This window comes from Pseudoalteromonas sp. ECSMB14103, assembly GCF_000813065.1.
Lineage (GTDB): Bacteria > Pseudomonadota > Gammaproteobacteria > Enterobacterales > Alteromonadaceae > Pseudoalteromonas > Pseudoalteromonas marina.
Map to the genome: position 1 here is coordinate 35,226 of NZ_JWGY01000013.1, position 13,852 is coordinate 49,077.

The following is a 13,852-nucleotide window of genomic DNA, read 5'->3' on the forward strand; positions in this document are numbered from 1 at the left end:
AAGATGTACAAAAATTATAAGAATTGGGTTTTATTGACCGGACTTTTTGCTTTAGTTGTTGTTGCACTGGGTGCATACACTCGTTTGAGTGATGCAGGGCTGGGTTGCCCAGATTGGCCCGGGTGTTATGGCTTTTTAACGGTTCCTAAACATGAAGCTGATATTGCTTTAGCAACACAAAGCTACCCTGATATGGTGTTTGAAAAAGCAAAAGCCTGGAAAGAAATGATTCATAGGTATTTTGCGGGCACCTTAGGATTGATGATTTTAGCGCTGTTTATTGTTGCTTTTTTAAAGCGTCAATTTCCAACTACACCATTAAAGCTCACATCTTTATTGCTATTACTTGTTGTGTTTCAAGCTGCCTTAGGTATGTGGACTGTCACTATGAATCTGCAACCACTTATTGTGATGGGGCATTTATTGGGTGGTTTTAGTATTTTATCGCTAATTACATTGCTGTATTTAAGGTTAACAGCAAAACCCATTATGGGCGGAGATGCGGGGGCTAAGCGGTATTATGGAATAAGTTTGATTGCTCTTTTTGTGCTGATTTTACAAATAGCGCTTGGCGGCTGGCTTGCGGCTAATTACGCAGCACCACACTGTAATGGTTTACCCTTGTGTGATTACGCTCAGCCTTTTTCACTGAGGAGTGTTTTTCAGTTACCGCTTGAGCACAGCAACTACGAGTTTGGTGTGCTTTCACAACAAGCAAGAATGTCTATTCACTTATTACACCGTATTTGGGCATTAGTAACCTGCATAGTTTTGGCGCTTATTATGTGGAAAATTTACAGTCACGCTTACTCTCAAAAAATTAAAAGCTGCGTAATAGCAGTATTGGTTACTTTATTTTGCCAAATTAGCTTAGGACTCATTTTGGTACATTGGCACTTTCCGTTGGGTGTTGCACTGGCGCATAACCTAATGGCTGCCATACTGTTATTAAGTATGGTTAGGTTGTGTTATTACCTAAAATCACGCACATAAAGGAGAAATATAATGGCACTAACAATAAACAAAAAAACAATACAGCCTGCACATACTCAATCACTTAGCTTGCGTGCTTACGATCTATTACAAGATTACTTAGCCATCAGTAAATTTAAAGTGGTGGCGATGTTGGTTTTAACAGCCTGGGTTGGATTAGCATTAGCCCCGGATGTTGGACGTGGAATAGGCGTTCAGATGATTAGTCTATTAGGAATAGGCCTGTTGTCTGCTGCCGCTGCCGTTATTAACCATGTAGTAGATAGCGAAATAGACTCTAAAATGGCAAGAACGCGTCATCGCCCTGTTGCTAAAGGGCGTTTAAGTAAAACACATGCATTAACGTTTGCGGCAAGTATTGGTATTGCTGGTTTCATCATGCTTATGGTGTGGGCTAATACGCTTACAGCAATATTAACGTTATTTGCATTAGTGGGTTATGCCTTCATTTATACGTCATTTTTAAAACGCGCGACACCTCAAAATATAGTAATAGGCGGACTTGCTGGAGCGATGCCGCCATTGCTTGGTTGGGTATCTGAAACAAACCAAATGGCAGCAGCGCCGTGGTTGCTTGTTATGATTATATTTACTTGGACTCCTCCTCATTTTTGGGCTTTAGCCATTGCCCGAAAAAGTGATTACGAGCGTGCAAAAATTCCAATGTTGCCGGTAACCCACGGTATCGACTTTTGTAAAACATGTGTAGTTGCATACTCAGTTTTATTGGCCTTAGTGTGTGTGATGCCATACTTAATTGGTATGTCAGGAGGTATTTATTTAGTGGGTGCTTGTGCGCTAAATAGTGTGTTTATGTACAAAGCCATTAAGTTAAAATTTGCAGCTAATAACGACAAGGCTATGGATTTATTCCGTTTTTCGATAGTGCATTTAATGGTACTCTTCGTGATCTTATTTATAGATAAATGGCTCCCTTTATGAAACGGTTATGGCTTTTAGTAATTGTTGTTTTAAGTTTATTTTTATCAGCGTGCTCAAGTGAAAACGATCCTCAAAATTTAAATGCACTTGTTTATGAAAACGCTAAATCACTTTCGGATTTTACGTTAAAAAATCAGCACGGCGAACCAGTGACAAAAGCGCAATTTAAAGGGCAATGGAATTTAGTGTTTTTAGGATACACAAGTTGTCCCGATATATGCCCGTTAACATTGGCTAAGTTAAACGCAGTTTATAAAGAGCTGGAAGCTGATTACCCATTACAAATATGGTTTGTGTCGGTCGATCCAAACAGAGATACAGCAGAAAAACGAAAACAATATATAGATTACTTTAACCCCAATTTTTTGGCTGTTTCAGGGGAGCACAAAGATCTTTTTCCAGTAGTAAGAGAGCTTGGCCTCATTTACGCAATTAGTGATACAACAAAAGCTGATTATGCGGTTGATCATAGCGCATCAGTTGCGTTGGTTGATGATACAGGAGCGCTAAGAGCTATTTTCAAACCTGAGTTTAAGCAAGGCAGTGTGCCGCTTATTAATTCAACTCAATTAACGCAAGAGTTTAAAGTTATTGCAAACTACTACTAAAAACTGACTTTTTAAATTTTCACGTATTTTAAGGGGGCTTTAGGCTCCCTTTTTTGTTTTTTCATTCCTGTTTATAAATTTATTAAATTTTTTTTTGACCCTTTTATGGCAATTTTAGTAACTAGAGCTAAGCTTTTGTTATGAATTGAAATGAAAGGGATTACACAATTTTAAATGTTAAAACTTCCAAGCGAACTTGTGATTACCCAAGTTGAAACGCTCCACCAAGACTTACTACAAGAACTCAATAGCAACGACGATATAAGTCTTGATATTAGCGATGTAGTGTCTGCAGATACTGCATCTATTCAGCTGTTATGTGCGCTTCAAAAACACTTACTTACCATCCAACACAAAATTATATGGGTCGGCAATAGTGCAGCATTAGCACATACCATTAATCAGCTTGGCTTAGGTCATTATTTAACAATCGAAAGAAATAGTTAGAGGTTTATATGAAAAAAATCTTAGCAGTTGATGATTCAGCATCAATGCGTCAGATGGTGAGCTTTACCTTAAAAACCGCAGGCTTTGATGTAACAGAGGCCAAAGACGGCAGTGAGGCATTGGCTATTGCTAAGCAGCAAGGTTTTGATGCGGTTATTTCAGATGTAAACATGCCTATTATGGATGGCATTACATTAATCCGAGAGCTACGTACGTTACCTGATTATAAATTTACGCCACTACTTATGCTTACAACCGAGTCGGGCTTAGAAAAAAAGGTAGAAGGTAAAGCGGCTGGTGCAACAGGCTGGATAGTAAAGCCATTTAATCCTGAGCAGTTACTAGCGGTGATTAAAAAGGTTATTCGTTAGTCAAGGAGCGCAAAGTGAGTATAGATTTAAGTCAATTTTTTGAAGTTTTCTTTGAAGAGAGTTTTGAAGGCCTCGATACCATGGAAGCTGAGCTTTTAAACTTAGTACCCGGTGAGGAAGACTTAGAAACTATTAACACTATTTTTAGAGCCGCTCATTCAATAAAAGGGGGGAGTGGGACATTTGGTTTTTCATCGGTGTCTGATTTTACTCATGTACTTGAAACCTTACTGGACCAAATTCGTCAAGGCGAGCGCACCCTGACAACCGAGCACGTTAATTTATTACTTAAAGCGGTTGATTGCCTTCGTTCGTTACTGGCTGGATTGCAGGCAGAGCAAGAGCCCGACTTAACTGAAGCCGATACACTACGAGCACAATTTGAAGAAGTGCTAGGAATAAATAGCACAACGCAAGAGTCCAGCATTCAAACGTCTGATAGTCAGTCTGATAGCGATACATATCAAATAGACTTTAAGCCTCATCATCACTTATTTAAAACAGGTAATGAACCACTCATTATGATTAGTGAGCTTGAGCAGTTAGGCGAGTTAGATACCACCGTTTTTTATGATGAAGTCCCTGAAATAACCAATTTGAGTAGTGATGAGTGCTTTTTACATTGGCGTTTTTTCTTAAATACCAGCCATGGTGAAAGCGCAATTAAAGAGGTGTTCGAATGGGTTGAAGATGATGCTGATATTACCATTGAATTGTGTGGCGGCCTGTTTACTGATGAGTTACCCACTCCTGAAAATGACAGCAGTACAGTAGCTCAAGAGCCATTAATCCAAGAACTAGTGCCGAAGCAGGCGGAACAAGCTAAGCCTATAAAGCCAACTTCTGCTAATACTAATAAAAAATCAACAACACCCGAGTCGACTTCTATTCGCGTTGGGATTGATAAAGTTGACTCATTAATAAACATGGTGGGTGAGCTTGTTATTACCCAAGCCATGCTTAATCAACTTAGCGAGCAAGACATTACGCCAGCAACAATTACGGCATTGCAAGAAGGTTTAGCGCAACTTGCGCACAATACTCGCGATTTACAAGAAAACGTAATGCGTATCCGCATGTTGCCAATTAATTTTGTATTTAGCCGTTTCCCACGTTTGGTGCGCGACATTGCGCAAAAGCTAAATAAACAGGTTGAATTAAAGCTGATAGGCGAGCAAACCGAATTAGACAAAACCGTGATGGAAAAAATTTCTGATCCTATGGTTCATTTGGTTAGAAACTCATTAGATCATGGCCTAGAAACGGTTGAGAAAAGACTGCAAGCCGGAAAAGATCCAGTAGGAACGGTCACTTTAAATGCATTTCACCAAGGCGGAAATATTGTTATTGAAATAATGGATGATGGGCAAGGGCTAAACACTAAAAAAATTCAAGAAAAAGCCATTGCTAATGGACTGATCTCTGCCGACAACCACCTTAGCAATGAGGAAATAAACGAGCTTATATTTATGCCTGGTTTTTCCACTATGGATGAAGTGAGTGACTTATCTGGCCGTGGTGTTGGTATGGATGTAGTTAAGCGTAATATTCAGTCATTAAATGGCTCTGTAGAGGTTACATCCGCGCCAGGTGTAGGATCAACGTTTACAATTAGATTACCACTTACACTGGCTATTTTAGATGGCCAATTAGTTAAAGTGGCCCAGCATACCTATATTATTCCGCTTATTTCTATTGTTGAATCGCTGCAAATTGATATTGCCAAAGTAAGCCGTGTAGGCAAAAACCTAGACGTACTTAGATTGCGTGATGAATACATTCCAATTTTAAGACTCTACGATATTTTTAATCATGATAACGCCATTGAGTCTCTTGATAAAACCCTGCTTGTTGTTGTAGAAACCGACAACCAAAAAGTGGGTTTATTGGTAGATGACCTCCTATCGCAACAACAGGTTGTTATTAAAAGTTTAGAGGCAAATTACCAAAAAGTAGATGGTATATCCGGTGCGACTATTTTGGGCGATGGACGGGTTTCATTGATAGTTGATATAAGCGGGTTGATAAAGCTTTCAGGATTAAAAAAGCCGGGCAGCCAAGAGTTAAGTATTGAGTCGCAAGTTGCTTTGGAGGCGTTATGATTTCGGAGCTAAATCTGCAGCAGCAAAAGGGCGTGAAACAATTTTTAACATTCATTATGGCTGATGAAGAGTACGGCGTAGATATTTTAACTGTGCAAGAAATTCGTAGTTGGGAAGAGATAACCGTTTTACCCAATGCTCCCGAATTTGTAAAAGGCGTTATAAATTTGCGTGGCACCATAGTGCCGATTATTGATTTAAGGCTGCGATTTGGCTTGCCCAGTATAGAGTATGGTCCGCTTACAGTGGTAATTGTAGTAAAAATAGAGTTTGAGCACGACAGTAAAATTATTGGTATTACCGTTGATGCCGTTTCTGAGGTTTACAGTATTTCAGAGCAAGATGCCAAAGCGGTACCAAGTATTTCAGAGACAAATAACGACGATTATGTGGCAGGGTTAGTTAACGTGGGTGAAAAAATGGTGGCGTTAATCGACTTGCAAAAAACAATGAATATTTAGAGTCAGTATTTGCTAAATAAAGTAAAAATAACTTAAAGGTGGTGATGAGCATGGGATGGTTTAGAAATCCAAAACAGTCTGAATCAAATAATGATTTAATTGTAAGCGCATTAAATAAGTCATTAGCTGTGATTGAGTTTGAGCCAAGCGGTAAAATAATTACCGCTAATGCTAATTTTCTTCGCGTAATGGAATATCAACTAGAAGAGATTCAAGGCCAGCATCACTCTTTATTTGTTGATAACACTGAGGCCCAAGGGAGTGACTACACACATTTTTGGGTACGATTAAACAGCGGCGAGTTTATATCTCAAGAATTTAGGCGTTTTACCAAAAGTGGTAAGGAGGTTTGGATTCAGGCCACTTATAACCCAATTATAAACTCCCAGGGGCAAGTTATTAAGGTTGTAAAATTTGCGACGGATATAACACCACAAAAACTCGCTGCTGCAGAGGCAAGAGGGCAAATTAATGCAATTAGTAAATCTCAAGCAGTAATAGAGTTTAATTTAGACGGCACTATTGTTGATGCAAACGATAACTTTTTAAATACGTTGGGGTACCAGCTTAACGACATTATAGGGCAGCACCACCGATTATTTGTTACACCTGAACACGCAAATAGTGATGAATATAAAGCTTTTTGGGCTAAATTAGGGCGCGGTGAATTTGACTCGGGTGAATATTTAAGAATAGGAAAACAAGGTCAGGAAGTTTGGATTCAGGCCTCTTATAACCCAATCTATGATATGAATGGCAAGCCATTTAAAGTAATTAAATACGCATCAGACATAACAGCTCAAAAAGAGTTAGAAAAATCTTCGCGTAAAACTGCAGACTTAGCCAGCGCCTTAAAAGTATGCCAAGCAAATGTGATGATTGCAGACCAAGACCTCAATATTGTATTCGTAAACGAACGCGTGCAAGACATGTTAAAAGCGCGTGAAAAAGACCTACAAACCGTATTGCCACAATTTTCTGTTGATAATTTAATAGGTACTTGTGTTGATGATTTTCATAAGAAGCCGTCACACCAACGAGATTTATTAAAAAATTTAGATAAACCTTATAAAGCAGAGCTGCGTTTAGCGGGGCTTATTTTTACATTAATAGCGACGCCATGGTACAGCCAAGAAGGAAAGAAACTCGGTACCATTGTTGAGTGGGACGATATTACTGAAAAGGTTGCTAAAGCTGACGCAGAGCGTGCCATAGCACAAGAAAACCTTCGTGTGCGCCAAGCACTTGATACTGTCGCGACTAATACCATGATTGCAGATTCATCAAATGTCATTGTGTACATGAATAAAGCTGTTAGAAATATGATGCGTATTGCTGAAAATGACCTTCGAAAAGACTTACCTAATTTTGATAGCAAAAATCTACTTAATCAAAATATTGATGTATTTCATAAAAACCCAGCGCACCAACAAAACCTATTAGCAACGTTAAAAGATACTTACAGCACGCAAATAAAGGTTGGTGGACGCACATTTGGTTTGGTTGCAAACCCAATAATAACCCCAGAGCAAGAGAGAATTGGCACCGTTGTAGAGTGGGAAGATAGAACCGCAGAAGTTGCAATAGAAAGAGAAATAGCGCAATTAGTGAGCGCTGCAGGAGAGGGAGACCTTGATAAGCGTGTAATGGAAGAGGGTAAAGAGGGGTTCTTTTTACGCTTGGCACAAGGGTTAAACAGTTTAGTTAAAATTGTTGACGATGCGGTCGCAGATACTGGCAATATGCTAGATGCCTTGGCAACCGGTGACTTATCTAAGCGAATTGAAAAAGAATACAAAGGCTCGTTTGATAAATTAAAACGCGACGCAAACACCACGGCAGATAAATTAACGGAGGTTATTAATCGTATAAGTTCATCAGCAACCTTAGTAGCCAGTGGCGCAGAAGAAATTTCTCAGGGGAACGCAGATTTAAGTCAGCGCACGGAAGAGCAAGCATCATCATTGGAAGAAACCGCCTCAAGTATGGAAGAAATGACGAGTACAGTCCGTCAAAATGCAGACAATGCTAAAGTGGCAAATACACTCGCAGAAGAAACATGCGATAAAGCGATTCAAGGTGGTGAAGTGGTTAATCGTGCTGTGACGAGTATGTCGGCAATTAATGAATCGAGTAAAAAGATTGCTGACATCATTGGTGTGATTGACGAAATTGCATTTCAAACTAACTTACTTGCACTTAATGCGGCCGTTGAAGCAGCTAGAGCGGGAGAGCAAGGGCGTGGCTTTGCGGTTGTTGCAGGCGAAGTACGTAATTTAGCTCAGCGCTCAGCAGGGGCCGCTAAAGAAATTAAAGAGCTGATAAGAGATAGTGTAGGTAAAGTAGCAGATGGCTCTCAGCTTGTTAATGAATCAGGTGCAACGCTTAAAGAAATTGTGGTGTCGGTACAAAAAGTGACGCAAATGATTTCAGATATTACAGAGGCATCTGAAGAGCAGAGTGCAGGTATAGAGCAAGTAAATAAAGCTATATCTCAAATGGATGAAATGACCCAGCAAAACGCAGCCTTAGTTGAAGAAGCATCGGCTGCAGGTGAGTCAATGGCTGAGCAAGCAAATGAAATGCGCAGACTCCTTAATTTCTTTTCACTGGGTCAGCAAGACATGGCTATTATGTCGCCCACAATGAATACCCCAAGTTTAGCTCACAAATCACAAAGTAACGCAGTACAAAGCAAGCCAAGAGGCGATAATTTTATTGATTCGGCAGACGAGTGGGAAGAATTTTAATTATTTGATTACAGGCCTTATTGGAAAAGCGCTCAATAAGGCCACACTCACTACTATGTATGAGAGCTGCTAATGAAAGAGTTTCTGTGTACCGATCGCGATTTTAAAGACATTGCCAATTTAGTTTACAACGCTTGCGGTATTGTATTAGGCGATCATAAACGTGAAATGGTGTACTCACGTTTAGCAAGGCGGATAAGAGCGCTAAAATTAAACGACTTTAAAGCCTACTTAGCCTACTTAGATACGCATAAAGACCAAGAGTTTGATGCGTTTATAAATGCAATTACCACTAATTTAACGTCTTTTTTTCGTGAAGTTCATCATTTTGAATTTATTAAATCTGAGCTTATACCTAACTTAATAAAGGCGAACAAAGATACCAAGCGGGTCAGAATATGGTCTGCAGGCTGCTCAACAGGAGAAGAGCCCTACAGCTTAGCAATGACGCTAAATAATGCATTTCCAAGTAATTGGGATGTAAAGATTTTAGCCACCGATTTAGATTCTAACGTGTTAGAAAAAGCGCAAAAAGGTGTGTATACCGCGGCAAACGTAAATGGCTTAGATGCCACTCATCTAAAGCGTTGGTTTTTAAAAAGTAAAGATGGCGAACACTATAAAGTGAAAAACACGCTGCGTGAGCGTATTTCTTTTAAGCGCTTAAACCTATTGCAAGACTGGCCAATGAAAGGGCCGTTTGATCTTATTTTATGCCGCAACGTGGTTATTTATTTTGATAAAGAAACGAAAGATCATTTATTTAAACGCTATGCAAATATTCTAAGCGATCACGGTTACTTATTTTTAGGTCACTCAGAGAGTATGGGTAAAGAGCACTCAAATTATAAAAATTTAGGGAAAACTATGTATCAATTGAGAGCACATGCAGGCTGAATTTAAAAGTGTTTTGCCCAGCTTTGAACACATTAAGCGTTACTGGGATTCAGGAAGAAATCATATTGTTGCCAAAGTGCTCCCAGGGGAGTTTTATGTATCTAAAAATAATGAATTGATTTCAACGGTACTTGGCTCATGTATTGCGGCCTGTGTTTACGATGAAGTGTTAGGTATTGGTGGGATGAATCATTTTATGCTGCCGATACAAAAAGGCGTAGAGCTTAAAAGTGCACACGGCTTAAACTGCCGTTATGGTAATTGGGCTATGGAATACCTGATTAATGAAGTATTAAAAAACGGTGCGTCTCGTCATAATTTAAAAATTAAGCTATTTGGTGGCGGAAAAATAATTAGTGCGATGACAGATATTGGGCTGGGTAATATTAGTTTTGCTACCGCCTATGTTAAAGAAGAAGCGTTAAATCTAGTGGCCCATGATATGGGCGGCCCGTGGCCTAGAAAAATATTTTTTCATCCACAAACGGGTAAAGTGTATATGAAAAAACTTAAAAAATTACATAACGACACCATTGAAAAGCGCGAAGTACGTTACTTGCAAAACCTTAAAAAGCAAGAAGTGGTATCGAATATAGAGTTGTTTTAGGAGTCGCTATGATAAATGTATTAATAATCGATGACTCCCCTTTAATTAGAGGGTTGCTTACAGAAATACTGCAACAAGCTAACGACATTAACGTAGTGGGCTGTGCTGAAGATCCATACCAAGCACGCGAAATGATTAAAAAACTTAATCCCGATGTACTTACCTTAGACGTAGAAATGCCAAAAATGGATGGGATTAGCTTTTTAAAAAACCTAATGCGCCTAAGGCCTATGCCCGTGGTTATGATTTCTACGCTTACACAGAAGGGGTCGCCCATTACATTAGAGGCGTTAGAGCTAGGTGCTGTGGATTTTATTGCTAAGCCAACAAGTAACGTAAGAGCTCAACTAAATAATTATGCGTCATTGGTTCAACAAAAAGTAAGAATTGCGGCCGGTGCAAGAATACGCAGCTTTAAAAAAACGCCACCCGATACAAAACCTATAAGTTCAGAGACTGAATTTTTATTAAATAAAGTGATTGCAATTGGTGCATCTACCGGGGGTACCGAGGCAATAAAAGAAGTACTAATAAAAATGCCAGTTAATTGCCCTCCTATTGTAATTACTCAGCATATTCCTCCCGTATTTAGTGCCTCGTTTGCTGAGCGTATGGATAGAACATGCTTAATTAATGTGAAAGAGGCACAACATGGCGACAAGCTAAGCCCAGGTTGGGCTTATATTGCCCCCGGCGGGCTTCATTTAAGCGTAAAAAAGCGAGGAATTGCTTTGTATTGCCAGCTCGACGATGGTGAGCCTGTAAATCGGCATAAACCAGCCGTTGACGTACTATTTGATTCGCTTGTAAATTGTGGATCAAAAAATATAGTGGCAGCAATACTTACAGGTATGGGCGCTGATGGGGCTAAAGGACTGTTAGCACTGAAGCAAAACGGTGCATACACGTTAGCGCAAGATGAATACTCATCAGTTGTGTGGGGAATGCCTAAAGCCGCCATTGATTTAAATGCAGCCAATGAAGTGGCTGCACTTGATAAAATGGCTGAGCGATTATTAAGCCAAGCAGTTAAACCTAACTAAATAGAAAGCTCAAATTTATTGAATAACCCAAGGCTGAGAAAACCAATAATAGCTGTTCGGTTTTTTAATTGAAGGCGCTGTACAATTAAAGCGTGAACGGCCTTTGTTCAGTTTTTTAGGTGATGTTACCTCTACCGTATTATCAGTCACCCAGTTCAAGTTTGCTTTGCCTATACCCGATACATAACAAGCTAGTTGAGACTTGCTAAAATCATCAACTTCAAACCCAATGGTTAACGCAGGTGGGTTTTGCGTTGTTACGCTATTTTCATAGCTTAATTGAGTAATATTAAATGCCTGAGAATTCAATTTGGTTGCCAGTGTTTTTATGTCGCTATAAACGCCAGATGCAGGAAAGCGAGGTAATCGACTAAAGTTAGCGTGTTTATTTAGAGCACCAGAATGCTGGCCAATGCCTATATAGCCAAGCTCTGTCACTAAAGCTTGTAACTCGTTATCAAACTCTCCGTAGGGGTAAGCTAAATATTTATAGTTGTGGCCTATCTCTTCTTTTATACGTTGTTGTGAATGAACAATATCTTGGGTGATACGTTTTTTCCATTGCGTGTTAGTTTCACCGTCAAGTTTTACATGTAAATAGTCATGCTGTGCGGTGTGGTTACTTATAAGTGCGCCTTTTTTACTCAGTTCTTTAAGTTTATCCCAACCCATCACATAGCGTTTACCTTCGTCTATGAGCTTAGGGTTAACAAAAATTGTGTATGGATAGCCAAACTTTTCGAGTATTGGAGCAGCTTGATCATAATTATTGTTGTAACCATCATCAAACGTGATGGCGACGGTTTTATCAGGTAAGGTATGGCCTTGTTTTAAAGCATCAAGTAGTTCATTTAAGGCAATAACATTAAAATCATTATTTTTTAAATAGTTTAGATGCTCTGTAAACGTTTCTTCGCTCACACTAGTGACCGCCGGCAGGGTTTCACTTACATGGTGGTACTGTAAAATAACACCTGCATGAGCACGTAAAGATAACCCAATAAGAGTCAATAAAACTAAATGAAACAATTTCTTATACATAATAAAGCACACCATAAAAGCTTGCTGTTGTTAGCAGGACCAATGATATTATCAAATATCACCGTGCCACTGTTAGGAATAGTTGATACCGCGGTCATTGGCCATTTAGGCAGTGCTCATTATTTGGCTGGTATTGCGTTGGGCTCAGCTGTTATCTCCATTTTATTTTGGCTCGCGGGTTTTTTAAGAATGAGCACGACCGGCATGGTTGCCCAAGCCTATGGCCAAAATGACTTAACCCAGTTAGCTGCTTTACTAAAACGAAGCCTATTACTTGCCAGCATAGTGGCATTATTTCTTATTGCTATGTCTCCTTTAATAAAACACGCAATAGCATTTTTATCAGACGCTAATAATGCCGTGCTAAGCGAGGCCTATACTTATTTTAGTATTCGAATTTTTAGCGCGCCAGCGGCACTATGTAACTTGGTTTTATTGGGTTGGATGTTAGGCGTTCATTATGGACGAGGGCCATTTTACTTATTGTTGGTAACAAATAGTGTAAATATTGTGCTTGATATTTATTTTGTTGTTTTTTTAGATTGGGCTGTAGCAGGCGCGGCATGGGCATCGTTAATCGCTGATTATACTGCGCTGGTATTCGCGCTGTTTTTAGTGACTAAACTCGCAAAAAAACAAGGTGTAGTGTTAAGTACTCCGCACTGGTTTAGCTTTAAAAAAATGGCAGGGTTATTGAGTTTAAATCGCGACATTTTCATTCGCTCTTTAATACTTCAGTTGTGTTTTAGCTTTATGACTTTTTATGGCGCGCGTATTGGCGAAACAACCCTTGCAGCGAACGCAGTATTACTAAACTTTTTAATGTTAGTCAGCTTTGCACTGGATGGCATAGCTTACGCAAGTGAGGCTAAAGTAGGCCAAGCTAAAGGTCAGCAAAGTGTAAGTAAAATACAGCTGTGGGTAAAAATAAGTGTATTTTGGGGAATATTATTTGGTGTGATTTATAGCGTGTTTTTTGCTGTGTTTGGCGCTTATATAATTACGCTATTAACCAACGTACCTGAGGTTATTAATGAGGCTAAGCAATATTTACCATGGGTAATTGCTTTGCCATTATTAGCAATGAGCTGCTTTTTATTTGATGGTGTATTTGTTGGTTTAACGCGCGCTAAAGATATGCGAAATAGTATGTTGCTATCGGCAGCTATTGGGTTTTTTGGTGTATTTTGGGTATTTAATGATTGGCAAAATAATGGGCTATGGCTTGCGATGAGCTGCTTTATGCTAATGCGTGGAGTTACATTAATAATAAAATATCAAACGCTTAAAGCTAATAATCAGCTGCTAGATTAAGGCTTATTTCCACAGATCAGGATCGTGATGTTTGGGCCCTATTTCTTTTATTACTTGCGAAAAGCGGTTGGCAAAAATGCCACTGTAGCCCCAAAAAGCAAAAAATAGCGCAGGTATTAAAATTAAAACGCCAATAATTTGCAAACTGTAATGACTATAGTAACCCGCAAAAATAAAAATCACGGCTAGCACAAACAGTGCTACGCCGCGAAAAAACCGCTTTAAACTCAGCTTAGGGTTGCTCCCTAAGCGGTATATAAGAGGCTTTAGCATTTA

General features: G+C 39.3%; 14 protein-coding genes. 12 read left to right on the plus strand and 2 right to left on the minus strand.

The genetic code is table 11. The annotated features are described in order from the left end of the window. Nucleotides 1–3: 3 nt before the first annotated feature. The 11 genes from RF53_RS16975 (at nt 4) to RF53_RS17025 (ending at nt 11,221) form a co-directional block, all read left to right on the plus strand. Nucleotides 4–993: a COX15/CtaA family protein gene (locus RF53_RS16975; RefSeq protein WP_010557761.1), complete on the plus strand. Its 990-nt coding sequence runs from the start codon at nt 4–6 to the stop codon at nt 991–993. Between the two features lie 12 nt (nt 994–1,005). Continuing rightward, nucleotides 1,006–1,935 (plus strand): heme o synthase, encoded by a 930-nt coding sequence (gene cyoE / locus RF53_RS16980; RefSeq protein ID WP_006793782.1) that lies wholly within the window; start codon nt 1,006–1,008, stop codon nt 1,933–1,935. Beyond that, nucleotides 1,932–2,543: an SCO family protein gene (locus RF53_RS16985; protein WP_039038357.1), complete on the plus strand. Its 612-nt coding sequence runs from the start codon at nt 1,932–1,934 to the stop codon at nt 2,541–2,543. The genes cyoE and RF53_RS16985 overlap by 4 nt, the downstream gene beginning before the upstream one ends. A gap of 174 nt (nt 2,544–2,717) precedes the next feature. Next, complete coding sequence (locus RF53_RS16990) at nt 2,718–2,990, plus strand: STAS domain-containing protein (protein WP_039038358.1); 273 nt, start codon at nt 2,718–2,720, stop codon at nt 2,988–2,990. Nucleotides 2,991–2,998: 8 nt separating this feature from the next. Then, nucleotides 2,999–3,361: a response regulator gene (locus tag RF53_RS16995; protein WP_006793785.1), complete on the plus strand. Its 363-nt coding sequence runs from the start codon at nt 2,999–3,001 to the stop codon at nt 3,359–3,361. Between the two features lie 14 nt (nt 3,362–3,375). Continuing rightward, nucleotides 3,376–5,463, plus strand: coding sequence for a chemotaxis protein CheA (locus RF53_RS17000; protein WP_039038359.1), 2,088 nt, complete (start codon nt 3,376–3,378; stop codon nt 5,461–5,463). Next, entirely contained in the window at nt 5,460–5,924 is a 465-nt protein-coding gene (locus RF53_RS17005; protein WP_006793787.1) for a chemotaxis protein CheW, read from the plus strand. Before RF53_RS17000 ends, RF53_RS17005 begins: the two co-directional genes overlap by 4 nt. Nucleotides 5,925–5,974: 50 nt before the next feature. Beyond that, nucleotides 5,975–8,674: a methyl-accepting chemotaxis protein gene (locus RF53_RS17010; protein WP_039038360.1), complete on the plus strand. Its 2,700-nt coding sequence runs from the start codon at nt 5,975–5,977 to the stop codon at nt 8,672–8,674. A gap of 72 nt (nt 8,675–8,746) precedes the next feature. Next, nucleotides 8,747–9,571 (plus strand): CheR family methyltransferase, encoded by an 825-nt coding sequence (locus tag RF53_RS17015; RefSeq protein ID WP_039038361.1) that lies wholly within the window; start codon nt 8,747–8,749, stop codon nt 9,569–9,571. After that, nucleotides 9,561–10,178: a chemoreceptor glutamine deamidase CheD gene (gene cheD / locus RF53_RS17020; protein ID WP_039038362.1), complete on the plus strand. Its 618-nt coding sequence runs from the start codon at nt 9,561–9,563 to the stop codon at nt 10,176–10,178. The genes RF53_RS17015 and cheD overlap by 11 nt, the downstream gene beginning before the upstream one ends. Nucleotides 10,179–10,186: 8 nt before the next feature. Beyond that, nucleotides 10,187–11,221, plus strand: a complete 1,035-nt coding sequence (locus RF53_RS17025; protein WP_039038363.1) for a protein-glutamate methylesterase/protein-glutamine glutaminase — start codon at nt 10,187–10,189, stop codon at nt 11,219–11,221. Nucleotides 11,222–11,236: 15 nt separating this feature from the next. Here the strand turns inward: RF53_RS17025 and RF53_RS17030 are convergent, their stop codons facing one another. Beyond that, on the minus strand, nt 11,237–12,262 hold the full coding sequence (locus RF53_RS17030) for a polysaccharide deacetylase family protein (protein WP_039038364.1): 1,026 nt from the start codon (nt 12,260–12,262) through the stop codon (nt 11,237–11,239). 42 nt (nt 12,263–12,304) lie between these two features. On the opposite strand from RF53_RS17030, the gene RF53_RS17035 reads away from it, so the two are divergent. Continuing rightward, nucleotides 12,305–13,576: an MATE family efflux transporter gene (locus RF53_RS17035; protein ID WP_039038400.1), complete on the plus strand. Its 1,272-nt coding sequence runs from the start codon at nt 12,305–12,307 to the stop codon at nt 13,574–13,576. A 3-nt stretch (nt 13,577–13,579) separates the two neighbouring features. Here RF53_RS17035 and RF53_RS17040 read toward each other — a convergent pair whose 3' ends face one another. Further along, nucleotides 13,580–13,849, minus strand: a complete 270-nt coding sequence (locus tag RF53_RS17040; RefSeq protein ID WP_006793794.1) for a hypothetical protein — start codon at nt 13,847–13,849, stop codon at nt 13,580–13,582. Nucleotides 13,850–13,852: the final 3 nt, after the last annotated feature.

Bases quoted from the DNA above. Each gene is read 5' to 3' on its own strand.
- RF53_RS17040 (WP_006793794.1), bottom strand. From the start codon at position 13,849: ATGCTAAAGCCTCTTATATACCGCTTAGGGAGCAACCCTAAGCTGAGT.
- RF53_RS16985 (WP_039038357.1), top strand. From the start codon at position 1,932: ATGAAACGGTTATGGCTTTTAGTAATTGTTGTTTTAAGTTTATTTTTA.
- RF53_RS17010 (WP_039038360.1), top strand. From the start codon at position 5,975: ATGGGATGGTTTAGAAATCCAAAACAGTCTGAATCAAATAATGATTTA.
- RF53_RS17005 (WP_006793787.1), top strand. From the start codon at position 5,460: ATGATTTCGGAGCTAAATCTGCAGCAGCAAAAGGGCGTGAAACAATTT.
- cheD (WP_039038362.1), top strand. From the start codon at position 9,561: ATGCAGGCTGAATTTAAAAGTGTTTTGCCCAGCTTTGAACACATTAAG.
- RF53_RS17025 (WP_039038363.1), top strand. From the start codon at position 10,187: ATGATAAATGTATTAATAATCGATGACTCCCCTTTAATTAGAGGGTTG.
- RF53_RS17030 (WP_039038364.1), bottom strand. From the start codon at position 12,262: ATGTATAAGAAATTGTTTCATTTAGTTTTATTGACTCTTATTGGGTTA.
- RF53_RS16990 (WP_039038358.1), top strand. From the start codon at position 2,718: ATGTTAAAACTTCCAAGCGAACTTGTGATTACCCAAGTTGAAACGCTC.
- RF53_RS17035 (WP_039038400.1), top strand. From the start codon at position 12,305: ATGATATTATCAAATATCACCGTGCCACTGTTAGGAATAGTTGATACC.
- RF53_RS16975 (WP_010557761.1), top strand. From the start codon at position 4: ATGTACAAAAATTATAAGAATTGGGTTTTATTGACCGGACTTTTTGCT.
- RF53_RS16995 (WP_006793785.1), top strand. From the start codon at position 2,999: ATGAAAAAAATCTTAGCAGTTGATGATTCAGCATCAATGCGTCAGATG.
- RF53_RS17015 (WP_039038361.1), top strand. From the start codon at position 8,747: ATGAAAGAGTTTCTGTGTACCGATCGCGATTTTAAAGACATTGCCAAT.
- cyoE (WP_006793782.1), top strand. From the start codon at position 1,006: ATGGCACTAACAATAAACAAAAAAACAATACAGCCTGCACATACTCAA.